General features: G+C 62.4%; 18 protein-coding genes. 11 read left to right on the forward strand and 7 right to left on the reverse strand.

Annotation, left to right across the window (positions count from 1 at the left end; translation table 11 throughout):
• The first annotated feature begins 6 nt into the window (after window positions 1–6).
• Both FFI16_RS09480 and FFI16_RS09485 read left to right on the forward strand, forming a co-directional pair.
• The gene (locus tag FFI16_RS09480) at window positions 7–1,302 is read left to right on the forward strand and encodes an aminotransferase class III-fold pyridoxal phosphate-dependent enzyme (protein WP_138815052.1); all 1,296 of its coding nucleotides are present in this window, start codon (window positions 7–9) and stop codon (window positions 1,300–1,302) included.
• The gene (locus FFI16_RS09485) at window positions 1,299–2,720 is read left to right on the forward strand and encodes an aldehyde dehydrogenase family protein (protein ID WP_138815053.1); all 1,422 of its coding nucleotides are present in this window, start codon (window positions 1,299–1,301) and stop codon (window positions 2,718–2,720) included. The genes FFI16_RS09480 and FFI16_RS09485 overlap by 4 nt, the downstream gene beginning before the upstream one ends.
• Here FFI16_RS09485 and FFI16_RS09490 read toward each other — a convergent pair.
• On the reverse strand, window positions 2,707–3,645 hold the full coding sequence (locus FFI16_RS09490; RefSeq protein ID WP_138815054.1) for a GlxA family transcriptional regulator: 939 nt from the start codon (window positions 3,643–3,645) through the stop codon (window positions 2,707–2,709). The genes FFI16_RS09485 and FFI16_RS09490 overlap by 14 nt on opposite strands.
• A 185-nt stretch (window positions 3,646–3,830) precedes the next feature.
• Here FFI16_RS09490 and FFI16_RS09495 point away from each other — a divergent pair, with 185 nt between their 5' ends.
• The 3 genes from FFI16_RS09495 to FFI16_RS09505 all read left to right on the forward strand — a co-directional run bounded on the left by FFI16_RS09495 (window position 3,831) and on the right by FFI16_RS09505 (window position 6,317).
• Entirely contained in the window at window positions 3,831–4,439 is a 609-nt protein-coding gene (locus tag FFI16_RS09495; protein ID WP_138815055.1) for a TetR/AcrR family transcriptional regulator, read from the forward strand.
• Window positions 4,436–5,113, forward strand: a complete 678-nt coding sequence (locus FFI16_RS09500; protein ID WP_138815056.1) for a type 1 glutamine amidotransferase domain-containing protein — start codon at window positions 4,436–4,438, stop codon at window positions 5,111–5,113. Before FFI16_RS09495 ends, FFI16_RS09500 begins: the two co-directional genes overlap by 4 nt.
• A 79-nt stretch (window positions 5,114–5,192) precedes the next feature.
• On the forward strand, window positions 5,193–6,317 hold the full coding sequence (locus FFI16_RS09505; RefSeq protein ID WP_138815057.1) for an alkene reductase: 1,125 nt from the start codon (window positions 5,193–5,195) through the stop codon (window positions 6,315–6,317).
• Here FFI16_RS09505 and FFI16_RS09510 read toward each other — a convergent pair whose 3' ends face one another.
• On the reverse strand, window positions 6,318–7,316 hold the full coding sequence (locus FFI16_RS09510) for an NAD(P)H-quinone oxidoreductase (RefSeq protein ID WP_138815058.1): 999 nt from the start codon (window positions 7,314–7,316) through the stop codon (window positions 6,318–6,320).
• Between the two features lie 186 nt (window positions 7,317–7,502).
• Between FFI16_RS09510 and FFI16_RS09515 the strand changes: the two genes are divergently transcribed.
• The gene (locus FFI16_RS09515; RefSeq protein ID WP_138815059.1) at window positions 7,503–7,883 is read left to right on the forward strand and encodes a DoxX family protein; all 381 of its coding nucleotides are present in this window, start codon (window positions 7,503–7,505) and stop codon (window positions 7,881–7,883) included.
• A gap of 61 nt (window positions 7,884–7,944) precedes the next feature.
• On the opposite strand, the gene FFI16_RS09520 is transcribed toward FFI16_RS09515, so the two are convergent.
• The 4 genes from FFI16_RS09520 to FFI16_RS09535 form a co-directional block, all read right to left on the reverse strand.
• Complete coding sequence (locus FFI16_RS09520; protein ID WP_138815060.1) at window positions 7,945–8,763, reverse strand: alpha/beta fold hydrolase; 819 nt, start codon at window positions 8,761–8,763, stop codon at window positions 7,945–7,947.
• 88 nt (window positions 8,764–8,851) lie between these two features.
• Window positions 8,852–10,243: an alginate export family protein gene (locus FFI16_RS09525; RefSeq protein WP_138815061.1), complete on the reverse strand. Its 1,392-nt coding sequence runs from the start codon at window positions 10,241–10,243 to the stop codon at window positions 8,852–8,854.
• Window positions 10,240–11,133, reverse strand: a complete 894-nt coding sequence (locus tag FFI16_RS09530; RefSeq protein ID WP_138815062.1) for a VOC family protein — start codon at window positions 11,131–11,133, stop codon at window positions 10,240–10,242. The genes FFI16_RS09525 and FFI16_RS09530 overlap by 4 nt, the downstream gene beginning before the upstream one ends.
• A 147-nt stretch (window positions 11,134–11,280) precedes the next feature.
• A complete protein-coding gene (locus tag FFI16_RS09535; protein WP_138815063.1) occupies window positions 11,281–11,853 on the reverse strand; it encodes a LuxR C-terminal-related transcriptional regulator in 573 nt (190 codons plus the stop codon).
• Between the two features lie 129 nt (window positions 11,854–11,982).
• Here FFI16_RS09535 and FFI16_RS09540 point away from each other — a divergent pair, with 129 nt between their 5' ends.
• Genes FFI16_RS09540 through FFI16_RS09550 form a run of 3 tightly spaced genes read left to right on the forward strand, consistent with a single transcriptional unit; the run spans window position 11,983 to window position 16,061 of the window.
• Window positions 11,983–13,161, forward strand: a complete 1,179-nt coding sequence (locus FFI16_RS09540; protein WP_138815064.1) for an acetyl-CoA acetyltransferase — start codon at window positions 11,983–11,985, stop codon at window positions 13,159–13,161.
• Between the two features lie 3 nt (window positions 13,162–13,164).
• Window positions 13,165–14,700, forward strand: coding sequence for a class I adenylate-forming enzyme family protein (locus FFI16_RS09545; protein WP_138815065.1), 1,536 nt, complete (start codon window positions 13,165–13,167; stop codon window positions 14,698–14,700).
• A gap of 38 nt (window positions 14,701–14,738) precedes the next feature.
• Window positions 14,739–16,061: an MFS transporter gene (locus tag FFI16_RS09550; protein ID WP_138815066.1), complete on the forward strand. Its 1,323-nt coding sequence runs from the start codon at window positions 14,739–14,741 to the stop codon at window positions 16,059–16,061.
• A gap of 4 nt (window positions 16,062–16,065) precedes the next feature.
• On the opposite strand, the gene FFI16_RS09555 is transcribed toward FFI16_RS09550, so the two are convergent.
• Window positions 16,066–16,377, reverse strand: coding sequence for a hypothetical protein (locus FFI16_RS09555; protein ID WP_138815067.1), 312 nt, complete (start codon window positions 16,375–16,377; stop codon window positions 16,066–16,068).
• A 202-nt stretch (window positions 16,378–16,579) separates the two neighbouring features.
• Here FFI16_RS09555 and FFI16_RS09560 point away from each other — a divergent pair, with 202 nt between their 5' ends.
• Both FFI16_RS09560 and FFI16_RS09565 read left to right on the forward strand, forming a co-directional pair.
• Window positions 16,580–17,236, forward strand: a complete 657-nt coding sequence (locus FFI16_RS09560) for a secretin and TonB N-terminal domain-containing protein (RefSeq protein ID WP_178112656.1) — start codon at window positions 16,580–16,582, stop codon at window positions 17,234–17,236.
• A complete protein-coding gene (locus FFI16_RS09565; protein WP_038841783.1) occupies window positions 17,233–17,778 on the forward strand; it encodes an RNA polymerase sigma factor in 546 nt (181 codons plus the stop codon). Before FFI16_RS09560 ends, FFI16_RS09565 begins: the two co-directional genes overlap by 4 nt.
• Window positions 17,779–17,810 lie beyond the last annotated feature (32 nt).

Consider the following 17,810-nt stretch of genomic DNA (forward strand, 5'->3'; position numbering starts at 1 on the left):
CACGCAATGACCTCTTCCCTATGGGCGCCCTTTACCGCGATGCGCGCCTTCAACCGTCAGCCGATGTTGTTTGATCGCGCTGCCGGCATGCATTACACCACCACCGAGGGGCGCGAGGTGCTCGACGCCATGGCCGGGCTCTGGTGCGTCAACGCCGGTCACGGCCAGCCGCGTATCGTCGAGGCGATTCGGGAAGCGGCGGGGCGCCTGGACTTTGTGTCCTCATTCAAGATGAGCCACCCTGCGGCGCTGACCCTGGCTGATCGTCTTGTGGCAACCGCCCCTACGGGCCTGGATAAAGTGTTTTTTACCAACTCCGGTTCCGAAGCGGTGGACACTGCGTTAAAGATCGCTCGCGCCTACCATCAGGCGCGCGGCGACTGCCGCCGCACCAAGCTGATCGGCCGCGCCAAGGGCTATCATGGCATGGGGTTTGGTGGTTTGTCGGTGTCGGGGATTGGCCGCCAGAAGCGCGACTTCGGCCCGTTGCTGGGTGATGTGGCGCATTTGCCGCTGCCCTATGACGCGGGCTCGCGTTTCAGCCCGGGTCAGCCGCAGCAGGGCGCGCACTATGCCGATGCCTTGTTGCAGTTGCTGGAGATCCACGACCCGGCAACCGTGGCGGCCGTGATTGTCGAGCCGGTCACCGGTTCAGGCGGCGTGTACGCACCGCCCCTGGGCTACCTGCAAAGATTGCGCGAGATCTGTGATCGTCATGGCGTGCTGCTGATTTTTGATGAAGTGATCACCGGTTTCGGCCGCCTCGGTCATGGGTTCGCCGCCCAGGCTTTCGGTGTTACGCCAGACCTGATGACCCTGGCCAAAGGCCTCACCAACGGTGCGGTGCCCATGGGCGGCGTGCTGGTCAGCGGCGCGGTGTACGAGGCCTTTATGCAAGGCCCGGAGCAGGCCATCGAGTTGATGCATGGGTACACCTATTCAGCGCATCCACTGGCGTGCGCAGCGGGTTTGGCGACCCTGCAGGTGCACGAGGAACTGGCTATCAACACCCATGTTCAGCAGCTTGCCCCGCTGTGGCAAGCCCGCGCGCTGGCGCTGCGTGAACAACCGTGGGTGCTGGATGTGCGTGCAACAGGTTTGCTCTGTGCGGTCGAACTCAAGCCGCGCGAGGGTGCGCCGGGTGCGCGGGCCGGGGAGGTCGCCCAGCGCTGTTACGAGGCGGGCGCGCTGGTGCGCGCGTCCGGGGACAATATCCTGCTGTCGCCGCCGTTGATCATCAGCGAGGAGCAGGTCGCGCTGGTTTTCCATACCTTGGGCGCTGCGCTGGAGGCGACGCGATGAACCACCGGGACTTTTACATCGACGGCCAATGGGTCAAGCCATTGGGGGCCGAAACCCTGGCGGTGGTCAACCCAGCCACCGAGTGCGTCATCACCCGCATCAGCCTGGGCACTGTCGCCGATCTGGACCTGGCGGTGGCTGCCGCTCGGCGCGCTTTTGACAGCTACAGCCAATGGTCACGCGAGCAACGCCTGGAGCTGTTGGCGGCGATCATCGACGGCTATCGCCAACACAGCGAAGCCCTCGCGCAGTGCGTGCACCAGGAGATGGGCGCGCCATTGTCGCTGGCGCGCAGCGCACACGTACCGGCAGGCCTGGGCCATCTGCAACGGGCCTATGAACTGCTGAAAGACTACGCATTCGAGCGCCTCCACGGCAGCACTCTGATCAGCCGTGAGCCGATTGGCGTGTGCGGGCTCATCACGCCGTGGAACTGGCCACTGAACCAGCTGACCTGCAAGCTCGCCCCAGCCCTGGCAGCAGGCTGCACCCTGGTACTCAAACCCAGCGAAAAGGCGCCGCTGTCGGCCCTGTTGCTGGCCGACATCCTGCATCGCGCCGGGGTGCCCAAGGGCGTGTTCAACCTGGTCAATGGTGATGGGCCGACCCTCGGCGAGGGGATTGCCCGCCATGCTGATATCGACATGGTTTCCTTTACCGGCTCGACCGGCGCAGGGGTTGCGGTGGCCAAGTTGGCCGCGCAAACGGTCAAGCGGGTCTGCCAGGAACTGGGCGGCAAGTCGGCCAACCTGATCCTCGCGGATGCGGACTTCGATGCAGCGGTGCGCCACGGCGTCAGCAGTTGCTTTCGCAACAGCGGGCAGTCATGCAACGCACCGACGCGCCTGCTGGTTCCACGGGCCATGCAGGCCCGTGCGGTACAGATTGCCCGAGAGGTGGCGGCGCAGGTGTGTTTTGACGACAGCAACCCGGCCACGGCCATCGGGCCGCTGGCCAATCAGGCGCAGTTCGAACGCGTGCAGAGGGTGTTGGGGGCAGTCGCCCAGGCGCCGGTATGCGGTGGCGTGGGGCGGCCCGAAGGGCTGACGACCGGTTTTTATACGCGGCCCACGGTGTTCGCCAACGTCGACCCGCAGTCGCCGATTGCCCGTGAAGAAGTGTTCGGGCCGGTGTTGGTGATCATCCCGTACGACGGCGAAGCGCAGGCGATCGCAATTGCCAACGACAGCCCCTACGGTCTCTCCGGTTACGTCAGCGCCGGCACCCTGGAACGCGCGCGTTTCGTGGCTCGGCAACTGCGCACGGGCATGGTCCACCTCAACGGTAGCAAGGCTGACAATGGCGCGCCATTTGGCGGGTACAAGCAGTCGGGCAATGGTCGCGAGTGGGGCGTGTTTGGCTTGGAGGATTACCTGGAGGTGAAGTCGATGTTCGGTTATGCGCCTAACCCGGATTGAACAACACCTGTTGCATGGCCTGGGGCGGTTGCCCGAAGGCACGCAAAAACGCCTGACGCATGCGCTCGCGATCACCAAAGCCGGTTTCGCGGGCCACCACTTCGACCGGGTGGCGGCTGGTTTCCATCATCGCCCGGGCCGCTTCCACGCGCAGAGATTCGATGGCCTTGGCCGGCGTTTGCCCGGTTTCTTCGCGAAACACCCGACTGAACTGGCGCGGGCTCAGGCGGGCAACCTCGGCCAGGGCTTCCACCGACAGGTCGTGGGTCAGGTTTTCGCGGGCATAGGCCAGGGCCAGTTGCACGCGGTCGGACTTGGGGTCCAGTTCCAGCAGGGCCGACAATTGCGACTGTTCACTGCCGCGACGTTGCGCAATCACCAGTTTGCGTGCGATGCGCCTGGCCAGGTCGCCGCCCAGGTCGGCCTCGACCATGGCCAGTGCCAGGTCGACACCGGCGCTCATGCCGGCGCCGGTCCAGATCTGGCCGTCGACCACGAACAACTTGTCCTCTTCGAGTTGGATGTGCGGGTAGCGCTTGCGAAAGGCGGGCGCGTGGATCCAGTGGGTGGTGGTGCGCTTTCCGTCGAGCAAGCCGGCTTCGGCCAGCACGAAAATGCCCATGCACAATGAGGCCACGCGCCGTGACTGGGCGGAGGCAGCCTTGACCAGCTCGAGCAGGTTGGCTTCCGGCAAGCGAAATTCCAGATAGCCGCTGACGATCAGCGTGTCATAACCCTGAGCGCGGATCGGCGTGGTGTTCACCGAAAAGCCTTGGGAGGTCATCACGGCGCCGCCGCTTTCCGACACCAGGTGAAATGCATAGGCCGGTTCGCCGCGCAGCAGGTTCGCGCATTCAAATACCGAGCCCAGGCTGAGGCTCAGGGATTGGAAGTTCGGGTAAACCATCAGCGCAACGCTGTGCATCATTGTTCTCCAAAAAACGCGGGCCAGGGCGCGGGAGTGGTGATTGTCGGCGCGCGCCGGGTAAACAGCAACCGGCTTTGTGGCATGTCCGGAATCCTTGCGCATATGACATTGTTGAAGGTTTGCATGGCGCCTAACATCTCCTTAACGAACTAGACGACTGGTCTAATCGGACGGGAAACGTGATGAACAACGAAGCTAAAAGTACTCGGCAGGCCATTCTGGACACGGCGCAGGTGATTGTCGGCCGCAAAGGATTTTCTGCAGTGGGCTTGAACGAAATACTGCAAGCCGCCGAGGTGCCCAAAGGCTCGTTTTATCACTACTTCAACTCCAAGGATGCCTTCGGCGTGGTCTTGCTCGACAGCTACTTCGACCACTACATCAAAGGCATGCAGCAGTTGTTCGATCAACCCGGACTGTCCGGCTTCGCCAAGCTGATGCGCTATTGGCACTCCTGGGTCGACAACCAGACCGGCTGCACCGATACGGGCAAATGCCTTGCCGTCAAACTCGGTGCCGAGGTGTCAGACCTTTCAGAGCCGATGCGTCTGGCCCTGCAGCGCGGCACTGCACGCACCATTGCGTTGCTGGCCGAAGCCTTGCAGCACGGCGTTGAAGACGGCTCGCTGCCGGCACAGTCACACCCCGAAAGCCTGGCCCGGCGCCTGTATGCGTTGTGGCTGGGGACCAGCGTCATGAGCAAGATCACCCGAACATCCGCGCCGTTTGATGAGGCGCTGTTACTGACTCAACACCTACTGCAACCCATCGATCGAGGCACTGGAAAATGAAAGTATTAATGGTACTGACCTCTCACGACCAGCTAGGCAATACCGGTCGTAAAACCGGCTTCTGGCTCGAAGAATTTGCCGCGCCCTATTACACCTTCAAGGACGCCGGTGCCGAACTGGTGCTGGCATCCCCGGCCGGTGGCCAGCCGCCGCTGGACCCTGTCAGTGACCAGCCGGATGCGCAAACCGACGATACCCGCCGCTTTGCCGCCGACCCAGCCGCCCAGCAGGCGCTGGCCAACACGGTCAAGCTGGACTCGGTGAACGCTGCCGACTTCGACACGGTGTTTTACCCAGGCGGTCACGGGCCATTGTGGGACCTGGCCGAATCGAAAACCTCGGTCGCGTTGATCGAAGCGTTTGAGCGCGCCGGCAAGCCCATCGGTTTTGTCTGCCATGCGCCGGGTGCGCTGCGTCACGTCAAGGCGGTCAACGGCGAGCCATTGGTACAGGGCCGTCGTGTGACGGGCTTCTCCAACTCCGAAGAAGCTGCGGTTGGCCTGACCGATGTGGTGCCGTTTTTGATCGAAGATGATTTCAAGGCCCTCGGCGGCCTGTATGAGAAGGGCGCCGACTGGCAATCCTTCGTGCTTGAAGATGGCTTGCTGGTGACGGGCCAGAACCCTGCCAGTTCCAGTGATGTGGCCAAGGCCCTGCTGAAACTCACCGCGTAAATTAACTAACCGTTGCAGGCATTGGCGGCTCTCAAGAGCCGCCAATGCTTTTGTTCGCCCTGAATTTGGACAGTGACTCATGACGATGCATGTTTTAAATACCCCGGTAAAGCTGGGGTATCACACGCTGAACAACCGGGTTGTGCTGCCGCCCTTGACCCGTCAACGCAGTGCGCAACCGGGTGATATCGCCACCGACCTGATGGCCGATTATTACCGCCAGCGCGCCACTGCCGGGTTTATGGTCAGTGAAGGCACACAGATCGAACCGCGTGGCCAGGGCTATGCGTGGACGCCGGGTATCTACACACCTGCGCAGATCGACGGCTGGCGTAAAGTCACCGAGGCGGTGCATGCCGATGGCGGGGTGATTTTCGCGCAGCTCTGGCATGTTGGCCGTGTGTCCCATAACGCATTGCAGCCGGATGGCGCAGCACCCGTGGCGCCGTCTGCGCTTGCGGCGCTGCAAGCAAAGGCGTTCATTGAAACCGGCCCTGGCGTGGGTGAATTGAAACAGCCGCCGGTGCCGCGCGCATTGAGCGTGCTGGAGATTGAGGAACTGGTGGGGCACTACGCCCAGGCGGCACGCAATGCCTTGGATGCCGGGTTCGATGGGGTGGAAATCCATGCTGCCAATGGCTACCTGGTCAACCAGTTCATCTCTGCACATGCCAACCAGCGCGACGACGAATACGGCGGCTCATTGCACAATCGCCTGCGCTTTCTGCGCGAGATCGTTGAAGCCGTGACGGCCGTGGTCGGGCCTGAGCGCCTTGGCGTGCGTTTTTCGCCGTTGTTCAGCGGCACGGATCAGGACCGCGTGTATATCGGCCTGGTGGAACAAGACCCGCATCACACCTATATCGAGGCGATCAAGGTGCTGGAGGCGTCGGGCATTGCCTACGTGTCCATCGCTGAAGCCGACTGGGACAACGCACCGGACCTGCCTGAAACCTTCCGCCAGGCGGTGCGCAGCACCTTCAGCGGGCGCATCATCTACGCCGGGCGTTACACCGCTGAGCGCGGTGCAAAGCTGGTGGAGGCAGGGCTGGCGGACCTGATCGCATTCGGTCGCCCGTTCATTGCCAACCCGGACCTGCCACAGCGGCTTTTTAATGGCTGGCCATTGAACCCGCTGCGGGCGGAGGGCATGTACGGCGGCTCTGAGCGGGGCTATACCGATTACCCGGTGTACGCCGGGTAATCACGCCACCCGCAGCACAATCTTGCCGATATGGTCGCCACCTTCCATTCGCGCATGGGCCTGGGCGGCATCGGTGTATTCATACACTTTGTCGATGATCGGCAGGCAGCGCCCGGCGGACAACACTGGCCATATGTATTCGCGCAGCTGCTCAGCGATTGCGGCTTTCTCGTCCTTGGTGCGAGCGCGCAGCAACGAGCCGGTGATGACTGCGCGTTTGCCGAGGATGGTCAGCAGGTCGACGTCATGGGCTTTGCCGCCGCCGAGGAAGCCCAGCATCACCAAGTGCCCGTCCATGCCCAGGGCCTTGAGGTTGTTGTTCAGGTAGGAGGCTCCCATGATGTCGAGGATCACGTTAACGCCCTGGTCGTCGGTCTTCTTGGCGATGACCTCGGCAAAGTCCTGCTCGCGGTAATTGATCGGCTCGGCGCCCAGTTTGGCAATCGCCGCGCATTTGTCGGCAGTGCCGGCGGTGGCGAACGCCTGGATGCCGAACTCCTGGCAGAGCATCAGCGCGGTGGTGCCGATGCCGCTGGTGCCGCCGTGGATCAACGCGCGCTGGCCTGTGTGGGCGCCACCCAGGCCGAACAGGTTGGCCCAGACAGTAAAAAAGGTTTCTGGCACGGCAGCGGCTTGAATCCAGTCCATGCCTTCCGGAATCGGCAGGGCCTGGCTGGCGGGTACGGCGCAGAACTGTGCATAGCCGCCACCATTGGTCAGGGCACAGACCTTGTCGCCCAGGCTGTATTCACTGACGCCGTCGCCCAGCGCAACCACTTCGCCGGCCACTTCCAGGCCCGGTATCGGGCTCATGCCGGGCTTCATCGGGTACTTGCCGGCGCGTTGCAGGGCATCGGGACGATTGACCCCGGCGGCATGCACGCGGATCAGAATTTCGCCGGGGCCGGGCGAGGGCACTGCAACCTGACGGGGCTGGAGAACCTCGGGGCCGCCGAAGGTGGTGATTTCAATCTGGGTCATGTCGTGGGGCAGAGTCATGTTCTGGATACCTGTAGCGATGAGCGTATGAAGTAGGACCGCAGCCGGTGGTGGTTGATTCAACCGGGGCGGTTTGTGTGGCGCCCAGCATAGCCGGCTCTTCGCCATAAGGTCAGCACAGGCTTGCAAGCCCGGGCTCGGCTCTGCGGACACAATCGACGTCGGTTTCTTTTATGGACGTTGCAGATGAATGAATCTAAAAGCCAGGCGCTTGGGCTGCTGTTTCTACGAGTGAGTGCATCGCTGTTCTTGCTGTGGGTGCATGGGTTGCCCAAACTGCTCGACTACAGCCAACAATTGACGCTGATCGAAGACCCGTTCCACCTGGGCGCCAATGTCACGTTATGCCTGGCGATTGGCGCTGAAGTCATCTGCCCGTTGCTGATTATCGCCGGAGTCTGGGTGCGCCTGGCCTGTCTGCCGATCCTCGCTGTGCTGCTGGTGGCTTTGCTGGTAGTGCACCCCGAGTGGTCGCTGTTTGAAGGCCAGTTTGGATGGCTGCTGTTGATCCTGTTTTCCAGCATTCTGATCGCGGGGCCTGGTCGCCTGGCACTTGATCGCGGTTGAGCCTGAACAAAAAAAGACCGGGCAAGCCCGGTCAAAGAAAGGAGAGGGTGACGCCGTTGCTTCAGCGGTTGAGGAAGGCCAACAAATCTTCGTTCAACTGCTGGGTGTGAGTGGCGGCAAAACCATGGGGCGCATCCTTGTAGACCTTCAATTGCGCGCCTTTTATCATCTGCGCCGCCACTTTGCCGGTGGTCTCGAACGGCACGATCTGGTCACCATCACCGTGGATCACCAGGGTCGGCACATCGACCTTGGCCATGTCCGGGCGAAAGTCGGTTTCGGAGAATGCCGTGACGCAATCAACCGTCGATTTGAGCGATGCCAGCAAGGCAATCTGCAAGGTCTGGGTGAGCACGCCCGGCGAGACCTTCTGCCCCTGATTGATGCCAAAGAACGGGGTATTGAAGTCGCTGATAAACTGCGCGCGGTCCTTCAGCAGCCCGGCCTTGATACCGTCGAACACATCGGTGGGCACGCCCTGCGGGTAGTCCGCTTTCTGACCGAAGATCGGCGTCACGGCACCCAGCAATACCAGGCCGGCTACGCGTGCGTTGCCATGGCGGGCGATGTAGCGAGCGACGTCGCCGCCACCCATGGAGAAGCCCACCAGGGTTACGTCGGTGAGGTCCAGGTGTTCAATCAACTGGGCAATGTCGTCGGCGAAGGTGTCGTAGTCATTGCCGGTCCAGGGTTGGTCAGACCGGCCAAAACCACGGCGGTCGAAAGCGATGGTGCGAAAACCGCGGCTACTGAGGTACTCCATCTGGTATTCCCACATATCGGCATCCAGCGGCCAGCCATGGCTGAACACTACCGGTTTACCGCTGCCCCAGTCCTTGAAGTAGATCTGGGTACCGTCTTTGGTAACGAATGTGCTCATGCATAACTCCTTGATTGAGGGGGGATGACTGCGCCTTACTATCGCCCTGTACCCGTCGAAGGGCTTGTACGCGTGTGCTTGCTTGGGTTTACCAACTGAACTTGAGCTCGACTCCCAGGTAATTGCTGTCGTCACCACCGGCTTCGCGCAGGGTGCGGCCCACCGTGTAATGCACGGCTTCGACCGCGCCGGCAAGGTTCGGCGTGAAGGCATAGTCGGTGCGCAATTGAGCGTAGGCGCCGGTCCAGCGTTCGCCTTTGCCGGCAGTGCCGGCCACGGGCAAGTTCGGTTGGGTATAGACCGCGTCGTCGGTGGTCTGTCGCCAGAGCAGGCCGATGGCAGTCTGTACGCTCAGTTTGGCAACGGGCTTGACGGTGATCGACGGTTTGACGTGGATCAGGTTGCTGTAGCCCGTATAGCCGGCGAGTGAAAAATAGTAGCCGTTGGGAAACAGCGGGTTGAACGTGCCGACGGTAGCGTCACCCGCTTTGCGGTCGCCGGAGGCGATATCCAGCTGCACGCCGAGCCGTGGTTTCCAGGCCAGGTCGTCGAACGTATAGCCCGTACGACTGCCAGCGGCCCAGGCCCGAATCGACTTGCTGCCCACCGACCCCCGTTGCAGCATCGCCTCGATGTCCCAATCGAAGCCCTGGGCTGCGCCGCCCAGGCGGGCGTCGATGAACTGGCGGGTTTCCTCGCCGTCGGCGTCCAGGTAATGCGCAGCGCTGCGTTCATACACGCCGTAGTAGGCCGACAACTCATTGCTGCCGCCCACCAGTCGCTCGACCCGCAGCAGGTGAAAGCGTGCGTCGCTGTTGGAGCGGTCGTCGAAGGAGCTCTCGTCCTGATACTGCACCGGCTGGCTGGCGATCGCGATAAACCGCCAATGGGTGGTTTCCCAGTCGGCCCAGAGCGCATCGAACGACTGGCGCACATTCGGCCCATCCCGCGACGAGATAAAACGCTGCAAGTCGAAGGCGAAGTCCTGACGGCCGATACGGCCCTTGAAGGTGCCGCTGCTGAAGGTGTTCACGTACTCGGCAAACGCCAGCCGCAAGTCGACACGGTTTTGATCGGCACCGCCAAGCGTGGTTTTGTCGTACGCCCGAGCATCTTCGAGTTGGGTGAACACCCGCCAGTTTTCGTCCAGGTGCAGGTCTGCGTGGACCTCAAAGCGCTGGATCAGGTAGCGATCACGCTTCACATCGCGCACGCCGAAGCCACTGGCATCGTTCATCTCGAAACGTTCGCGCAAGCTCGCGCCCAACGACAGGTACGTCAACGGGTTGGCGCTTGACAGCGGGATGTACTTCAAATCGTCCAAAGGCTGCGTGCGCAGCACCGGGTCTTGCAGCACCGACCAGTTTTCCTGCCAGCGGTTGGTTTTGAGCACCGGTCGGGTGGCTTGCTCCTCGGCGTGGGCGCTGGCGGTGAGCAGCGGCCACAGCACGGCCAGGCCCCAGGGTGTACGACGATTCATTTTGCCGCGCTGAGCTGGTGAATTTCCGCGACGTATCCACCGGGGAATTCGACCATTGCGCTGCGCCGCCCTTTGCTCGCGAACGCCGGTACCAGCACAGTGGCGCCTGAGCCTGTGGCTTTGGCCAGGGTCGCCGTCAGGTCGTCGACCTGGTAACCGGTGGTCTCATGGCCGAACGGGTAGGGCAGTTGACCGTTGGTCACCAGTACGGCCATGCGACCGAACGGCGATTGCAGATCGATACGCCGGTAGACGCCGCCCTGGCCGATATCGATACCCGGCGCGTGTTTGTCGTCAGCCAGGACCTTGCCATGGGAAAAACCGAGGAAAGCTTTGATAAATGCCTCGGCCCGCTCGGCAGGCAGGTACACGCGGTTTTCCGGTACCGTCTGGAACCCGGCGTAGTTCGGGGCCTGGGTGTGCCAATAGAGCTGCATGTTCACACCGCCTGGCCACTGCACCACGGCATCGCGGCCGATGGGGTCGGGAAAGTCACTGACAATCACGGCTGCACCATTTTCCCGCGCGGCCTTGAGGGCCACGTCCATGTCCTTGACCAGATAACCGTTGCGCTCCTGGCCAAATGGATGCGGTATGGGTGTTCTGAAACCGAACAGTGACACCGTACCGACTGGCGTTTGCAGCAATTGCGAGGTGGTACTGCTTGGCACTGGCAGTACGTTCACCACCACCTGTGAGGTACTTTTACCACCGAAAGTCGCCAGGAAACTCGTGGCAAAACGGTCCACATCAGCCGGTGCCACGTAGACGTGGCTGGTGTCGTATTGCGGCGCCACTGCCACGCTCGGGGTTGCCGCAAATGCGCTGTTCATCATGGCCGCGGCCAACAGTGTCAATGCCAGGGTTACCCTATTCGCTTTTCTACCCATGCCTGCTCTCCAGCCCTTTTTGGAAAGTCAGGAGCTTAGGCGGCCGGCACGCATGGGAATTGTACGGACGTGCTCGATGGAGCACTTGAGGCAGGAATTTCACAGGGCATGACAGGCGCGTTTTTCAGCGCGCAACCCTCTTTATTATCACGCCACCATAATAATCTTCGACACCAACTCCACCACCGTCTTGGCCTGCAACTTTCTCATCAAGCGCGCCCGGTGCACCTCCACCGTGCGGTGGGAGATCGCCAGGCGCAAGGCGATTTCCTTGGACTTGAGGCCATTGACGATGTGCATGGCAATTTCCCGCTCCCGTGGCGTGAGGTCGCCGGTGCCCTGGTGGGTGCGGTCCAGGCGTTCGAAGTGCCAGATCATCAGCTTGAACGGGTCTTTGGGCGTGAGGGTGTAGCCGTGGGACTTGGCCCAGAACACTTCGCCGTTCTGGTGCTGCATGAAACGCTCGTCGGAGTAGAAACCGTTTTCGCTTTCCAGCAACCAATCATGGCTACGCTTGCCAATGGCGTGGTAGTCAGCCTGGGAAGGGTAAATCAGCAGCGTCAGCTGGTTGACCAACGCGTCGCGCGAATAGCCGAACAACTGCAGGAAAGCCTCATTACAGTCGACCATCACGCGGTTGCGGGTGACCAGTTGCGGCGCGGGAGAGAGCTGGAACGCCAGGCGTTCTATGTCGTGGAACTGCTGTGCAAACGCGTTCATTGGGCATCCTGCCTCGTCGCTTTCTCAACTGGGGCTACTTAGCCATGTAAGTAGTTGCACGAATTGGCGCGCGCCCAACGGTGGGCCATTGTAGGTAAATGTCCGCACCAAAAATAGAAGAAATTGATTATGCCAGCTGATTGCGTCTCCATTGTTGCCGCCGGTCATTCACGTTTTGGTCGCCTTGAAGGCACCAGCCTGGAGGATCTGATCGTACAGGTCACCCACGAAGCCCTGAAAGACGCGGCCATTGACGCGAGCGAGATCGACGCGCTGTTCCTTGGCCACTTCAACTCCGGGTTGGTGCCCGACGGGTTCCCGGCCTCACTGCTGCTGCAGGCCGACCCTGGGCTGCGCTTCAAACCGGCGACCCGCTGTGAAAACGCCTGCGCGTCCGGCTCGGCGGCAATCCTGGCCGGGGTCCAGGCGATCCTGTCCGGCAGCGCCGAGCTGGTATTGGTGGTGGGCGCCGAAAAGATGACCCACACCACCACCGCCGAGGTGACCCAGGCCCTGGCCGGCGCCGGCTATCAGAACGACCCGGCCGAAGCGGGTTTGAGTTTCCCGCAGCTGTTCGGCCGTGCAGCGCGCCAATATGCCGAGCGCTACCACTGCCCGCTGGGTTCGATGGCGGCCATCGCCACCAAGAACCACTCCAACGCCATGGCCAACCCGTTGGCGCAGATGCACCGGGTGATGGATTTCGAACACTGCAACAACGTGTCCAAGAGCAACCCGTTTGTGGCCGAGTCGTTGCGCCTGACCGATTGCTCGCTGATCAGCGACGGCGCCGCCGCGATCATCCTGGCTTCGCCCAAGCGTGCGCGCGCGTTTCGTCGTGATGTGCAGATTCGCACGCTGACCCAGGTCAACGATTGCCTGCCGATTGCCCAGCGCGACATCCTCGCGTTTGAAGGCCCGCAACGCGCGATCCACACGGCGTTGCGCGGGGCGAATATCACCCTGGCCGACCTGAGCTTCGCCGAGGTGCATGACTGCTTCACCATCGCCGAACTGCTGATCTACGAAGCCATGGGCCTGGCGCCCAAGGGTGAGGGGCACCGTGTGCTCGACAGTGGTGTGGTGCGCGCGGGCGGGCGGTTGCCGGTGAACCTGTCCGGCGGGCTCAAGGCCAAGGGGCATCCGGTGGGCGCCACGGGTGTGTCGATGCATGCCCTGGCGTTTCGCCAATTGACCGGCGAGCCGATCGGCCTGGCGGTGCCCAACCCTGAATTCGGCTTGGTGTTCAACATGGGTGGGATGGCGGTGGCCAACTATGCCTCGGTTCTGCACGCGCGCCGGAGCTGAGCCATGAACATTGCCAACTGGCTGCACGACACCCAGCGCCGCGACCCGCAACGCCCGGCGTTGTTTGAGGGCTCGCGGCAAGTCGCCGACTACGCGACCTTCACCGCCCATGTCCGCCAACGCGCCGCGCAATTGGTCGATCAATATGGCCTGGTGCCGGGCGATGCGGTGGCGCTGCTGATGAAGAACAGCTGCGACTACCTGGAAGTGCTCTACGCCATCTGGTGGCTGGGTGGCGTGGTGGTGCCGATCAACGCCAAATTGCATCCGGCAGAAGCCGCGTGGATCGCCACCAATGCCGAGGCCCGCCTGATCTTTACCGACGGCGGCCGGGTATTCGCCTCATCCCGGGACTTGCCTGCGCGCTGCAAGGAACTGGACGCTCACACACTGCCGCCGACCCGTGGCTGGCCGACCCTGGAGCAGCCGGTGCCGCGCCAGGATCAGGACCTGGCCTGGCTGTTCTACACCTCCGGCACCACCGGACGCTCCAAGGGTGTGATGTTGTCCCACGGCAACCTGGTCGCCATGTCGCTGTGTTACCCCACGGATGTCGATCCGGTGAGTGCCAACGACGCGGCCGTGTATGCGGCGCCGATGTCCCACGGGGCGGGGCTGTATAACTTTATCCATGTGCGCTGCGGCGCTCGGCATGTGGTGCCGGCCTCCGGCGGTTTTGATGCCGGCGAGTTGTTCGGCCTGGCGGTGGAACTAGGCAATGTGTCGCTGTTTGCCGCGCCGACCATGGTCAAACGCATGGTCGAGCAGGCGCGGCGCCAGGGTTATGGCGGCGACGGCATCAAGACTATCGTCTACGGCGGCGGGCCGATGTACCTGGCGGACCTGCGCGAGGCACTCGACACCTTCGGCCCGCGCTTGGTGCAGATCTACGGCCAGGGCGAAAGCCCGATGACCATCAGCGTATTGCCCCGCGCGGTGATTGCCGATCGTCAGCGTGCCGATTGGTCAAGCCTGGCGGCGTCTGTCGGCCACGCGCAAGCCTGTGTCGAAATCCGCATTCTCGATGCCCGGCACCAACCGCTGCCCCCCGGCGAGCGTGGTGAAATCGCCGTGCGCGGCGCCACGGTGATGCAAGGCTATTGGCGCAACTCGCAGGCCACCGCGCAAACCCTGGTGGATGGCTGGTTGCTCACCGGCGATATCGGCTTTCTCGACCCGGCCGGCTACCTGACCCTCACCGACCGCTCCAAAGACGTGATCATCAGCGGTGGCAGCAATGTGTACCCGCGTGAAGTCGAGGAAGTGCTGGTGCAGCATCCGGACGTGTCCGAGGTGTGTGTGGTCGGCGAGCCGGACGCGCAATGGGGCGAGTCAGTGGTGGCCTTTGTGGTCACGCGCAGCGGGCAGGCGCTGGACGAGGCCGAACTCACGGCCTGGTTTCTGCAGCGCATGGCCTCGTTCAAGAAGCCCAAAAAGTATGTATTCAGAAACGATTTGCCCAAGAACAGTTACGGCAAAACCCTCAAGACCGACTTGCGGCAGTGGTTGAAAGCAGCGAGTATCGCCGCGCTTTCCTAGCTTTTCATGGACAGAACAACCGACAAGGAGTCCCTTCGATGGGCAATACAGCGCAAGACACGCAGCGCAAGCGCCGCCGTGCATTTCTCGGTGCCACCTCCGGCCACTTGATCGAGTGGTACGACTACGGCGTCTACGGCTTTCTCGCCGTGTACATCGGCCAGGCGTTTTTCGTCTCCGATGATCCCACCACCAGCCTGCTCGCCAGTTTCGCGGCGTTCGCCCTGAGCTTCTTTATCCGGCCTCTGGGCGGGCTGTTCTTCGGCCCGCTGGCGGACAAGATCGGCCGGCGCAAAACCCTGATCATGGCGCTGGTAATGATGACCGGCTCCACCGTAATGCTGGGCCTGTTGCCCACTTACGCGACCCTTGGCATTGCCGCGCCAATCCTGCTGATCCTGGTGCGCTGCGTACAGGGCTTCTCGGCGGGCGGCGAAATCGGCACCGTCACCAGTTTTATCTCTGAATACGCCGGCCCCGGCCGGCGTGGTTTTGCCACCTGCTGGCTGATGGTCACCGCCGTGCTCGGCCTGCTGCTGGGTGGCGCCGTGGCTAATGGCATGACCTGGATACTGGGTGCCGAGATGATGCAGGAATGGGCCTGGCGCGTGCCGTTCCTGATCGCGGCGCCGCTGGGCTTTATCTCCATGTACATCCGCCTCAAGCTCGAAGACAGCCCGGAGTTTCTGGCCCTGCAACGCGCCGGGCAAACCTCCCGCGCGCCGCTGCGCGAAGTCTGGCAGTGGAAGCGCGCCATCGCCCTGGTGTTCTTCATCATCACCTTGCACAGCTCGATCTTCTATCTGGTGCTGACCTTCGCCTCGACTTACATGGCCAAGATCCTCAAGTTCGACAGCGGCACCACCTTGCTCTATGTGTTTGTCGCCAGTTTCTCGGCGGCATTTGTAATGCCGTTTGGCGGCGCCTTTACCGACAAGTACGGGCGCAAGCCGTTCCTGATGGTGATCGGCACGTTGGCCACGCTGGCGATGTTCTGGCTGTTCAAATCGGCGCCTACCGCCACGCCGGCGTCGTTCTTTGCGCCGTTGATGGCGGTGGCGATCCTGTTCGGGTTGTACGCCTCATCCACCTACGCGCTGATGAGTGAGTTGCTGCCCACGCGCATCCGTTCCACCGGGATTGCCGTGGCCTATAACGTGCCGGTCGCGGTGTTTGGTGGCAGCGCGCCGCTGATCTCCACTTGGCTGATCAAGGTGACGGGCGACATCACTTCGCCGTGGTACTTCTACGTGGCCACCGGTGTGGTATCGCTGATTGCCCTGGTGGTGTTGCGCAAAGAGGACTTTGTTGCCAGCGCTAGCCCGGCGGTCGTGGCGCCTGCAGCGGCAGCCCTGGCCTGATCGCTCAGGGGCGTTGGGGTTTGACCGACGTCCCGAACGTATTGCCCATGCGGTTACTGGTCGCCGCCGGTGTGGCTAACCCCACTTGGTTTGGCGGCCGTTTGTGCACCGGGAGGTTCTGCGCCTCGCGGTTCTTTTGCGCGGCCTTGGCCGCGTCCGGGTCATTGCCCATCTGCTGGCTCAGGCAGCCATAGTCGGGCGCCTTGTAACCATCCACCGTCACTTCCGTGCAGCCTTGGGCAGCGGATTCGGCGTGGGCGAGCAGTGGCAAGGCGGCGCACAGCAACAGGCTGGCGAGTGTGCAAAAGCGCTTCATCAGAGCCTCCTGGCAGGCCCGCACAGAGGGGCCGTTAGTGCTGCAAAGTGTAGTGCAGCGGGCTTGCCGTCACCGTGATGTTTTTTTTGCTATCACCGTAACATCAGGTTCATAAACTGGCCTCAGGATGACGGTTTTCAAGGACACGTCAGCCGTGCAGCGATGCCGCGTGGAGGGTGAACAGGGAGGCTGGAAGCGCGCCATGGGTGCCCTGGTCTTGCTGTTGCTGTTGGTTGGCGTAACGCCCGCAACTGCTGCGCCACCGCTGCTGACGCTGGACCTGCCGGCGCAGGATCTGGAACACGCACTGCATGCCTACAGCCGCGCCACCGGGATGGCGGTGCTGGTCGACCGTGAGTTGACGCGGGGCCGGCGCTCCATCGGTGTACGTGGCCGGTTCACTGCGCAGGAGGCGCTGGCGCTGTTGCTGACGGGGAGTGGCCTGATGGCGCGTTATGCCCGCGATGATGCGGTTACCCTGCAAGTCCCGCCCACCCCGGCGCCTTCGCTGCGGGGAGCGTCAGCGCGCAACACCGCGCACATCAACAACAGTTACGCCGCCGCGCTGCAACAGGCGATCGAGGCCAGCCTGTGCCGTTCGCCACTGACCCGGCCCGGCAGTTTTCGGGCGTTGGTGCAGGTGTGGGTCAATGCCCAGGGAATGATTGAACACAGCCGGCTGGTCAGCTCCACCGGCGATGAACAACGCGATGAAGCACTGGTGCGCGGCCTTGGTTCAACCCAGGTCGAACGCCCGGCACCCAGTTCGCTGCGCCAGCCGGTGACTTTACTTTTGATGCCCGACACAACAGGAATACGCATGGAATGCACAGCAGGGACGGGAGCCACGGGCGGATGAAAAACACCGGGCACAGTGCGATGGTCAGTTTGTTTCTGGCCTCCTATGAAGACTTCAAGGTGCGCCTGCGCAAACGCCTGGGTTCCGAGGACCTGGCCAATGATGTGCTGCACGAAACCTACCTGCGGGTCGACCGCATGGACGTGCCGCCGAACCTGCAACAACCCAATGCCTACCTGTACCGCATGGCCCTGAACATCGCCGCCGACCGCCGCCAGGCCGATGCGCGCTTGCTCACCGGCAGTGAGGTCGAGGAGTTGCTGCAAAGCGCCGATGAGGCCCAGGACCCTTCGCGAGTCGTGGGTGGCCAGAAAGAAATCCAGTCCCTGGTCAAAGCCCTTTATGAACTGCCGGCGCGCCGACGCAAGATTCTGATCGCTGCACGTCTGGAAGAAGCGCCGCACCTGGAAATCTCCCAGCGTTTTGGCATCTCCACACGCATGGTTGAGAAGGAAATCAAGGCAGCCTTGGGCCACTGTGCCAAGCGCCTGGAAAGAAAAGTGATTCAGCGGTTCGGTCCCGGGGCCGGAAAACCGTCTTAGTGTCGAGTCCCTGATAAAACCGTGAGTATGTG

Origin of the sequence: Pseudomonas sp. KBS0710 (genome assembly GCF_005938045.2) — a bacterium.
In the GTDB taxonomy this organism is placed as follows: domain Bacteria; phylum Pseudomonadota; class Gammaproteobacteria; order Pseudomonadales; family Pseudomonadaceae; genus Aquipseudomonas.

Bases quoted from the DNA above. Each gene is read 5' to 3' on its own strand.
- FFI16_RS09480 (WP_138815052.1), top strand. From the start codon at position 7: ATGACCTCTTCCCTATGGGCGCCCTTTACCGCGATGCGCGCCTTCAAC.
- FFI16_RS09485 (WP_138815053.1), top strand. From the start codon at position 1,299: ATGAACCACCGGGACTTTTACATCGACGGCCAATGGGTCAAGCCATTG.
- FFI16_RS09490 (WP_138815054.1), bottom strand. From the start codon at position 3,645: ATGCACAGCGTTGCGCTGATGGTTTACCCGAACTTCCAATCCCTGAGC.
- FFI16_RS09495 (WP_138815055.1), top strand. From the start codon at position 3,831: ATGAACAACGAAGCTAAAAGTACTCGGCAGGCCATTCTGGACACGGCG.
- FFI16_RS09500 (WP_138815056.1), top strand. From the start codon at position 4,436: ATGAAAGTATTAATGGTACTGACCTCTCACGACCAGCTAGGCAATACC.
- FFI16_RS09505 (WP_138815057.1), top strand. From the start codon at position 5,193: ATGACGATGCATGTTTTAAATACCCCGGTAAAGCTGGGGTATCACACG.
- FFI16_RS09510 (WP_138815058.1), bottom strand. From the start codon at position 7,316: ATGACTCTGCCCCACGACATGACCCAGATTGAAATCACCACCTTCGGC.
- FFI16_RS09515 (WP_138815059.1), top strand. From the start codon at position 7,503: ATGAATGAATCTAAAAGCCAGGCGCTTGGGCTGCTGTTTCTACGAGTG.
- FFI16_RS09520 (WP_138815060.1), bottom strand. From the start codon at position 8,763: ATGAGCACATTCGTTACCAAAGACGGTACCCAGATCTACTTCAAGGAC.
- FFI16_RS09525 (WP_138815061.1), bottom strand. From the start codon at position 10,243: ATGAATCGTCGTACACCCTGGGGCCTGGCCGTGCTGTGGCCGCTGCTC.
- FFI16_RS09530 (WP_138815062.1), bottom strand. From the start codon at position 11,133: ATGGGTAGAAAAGCGAATAGGGTAACCCTGGCATTGACACTGTTGGCC.
- FFI16_RS09535 (WP_138815063.1), bottom strand. From the start codon at position 11,853: ATGAACGCGTTTGCACAGCAGTTCCACGACATAGAACGCCTGGCGTTC.
- FFI16_RS09540 (WP_138815064.1), top strand. From the start codon at position 11,983: ATGCCAGCTGATTGCGTCTCCATTGTTGCCGCCGGTCATTCACGTTTT.
- FFI16_RS09545 (WP_138815065.1), top strand. From the start codon at position 13,165: ATGAACATTGCCAACTGGCTGCACGACACCCAGCGCCGCGACCCGCAA.
- FFI16_RS09550 (WP_138815066.1), top strand. From the start codon at position 14,739: ATGGGCAATACAGCGCAAGACACGCAGCGCAAGCGCCGCCGTGCATTT.
- FFI16_RS09555 (WP_138815067.1), bottom strand. From the start codon at position 16,377: ATGAAGCGCTTTTGCACACTCGCCAGCCTGTTGCTGTGCGCCGCCTTG.
- FFI16_RS09560 (WP_178112656.1), top strand. From the start codon at position 16,580: ATGGGTGCCCTGGTCTTGCTGTTGCTGTTGGTTGGCGTAACGCCCGCA.
- FFI16_RS09565 (WP_038841783.1), top strand. From the start codon at position 17,233: ATGAAAAACACCGGGCACAGTGCGATGGTCAGTTTGTTTCTGGCCTCC.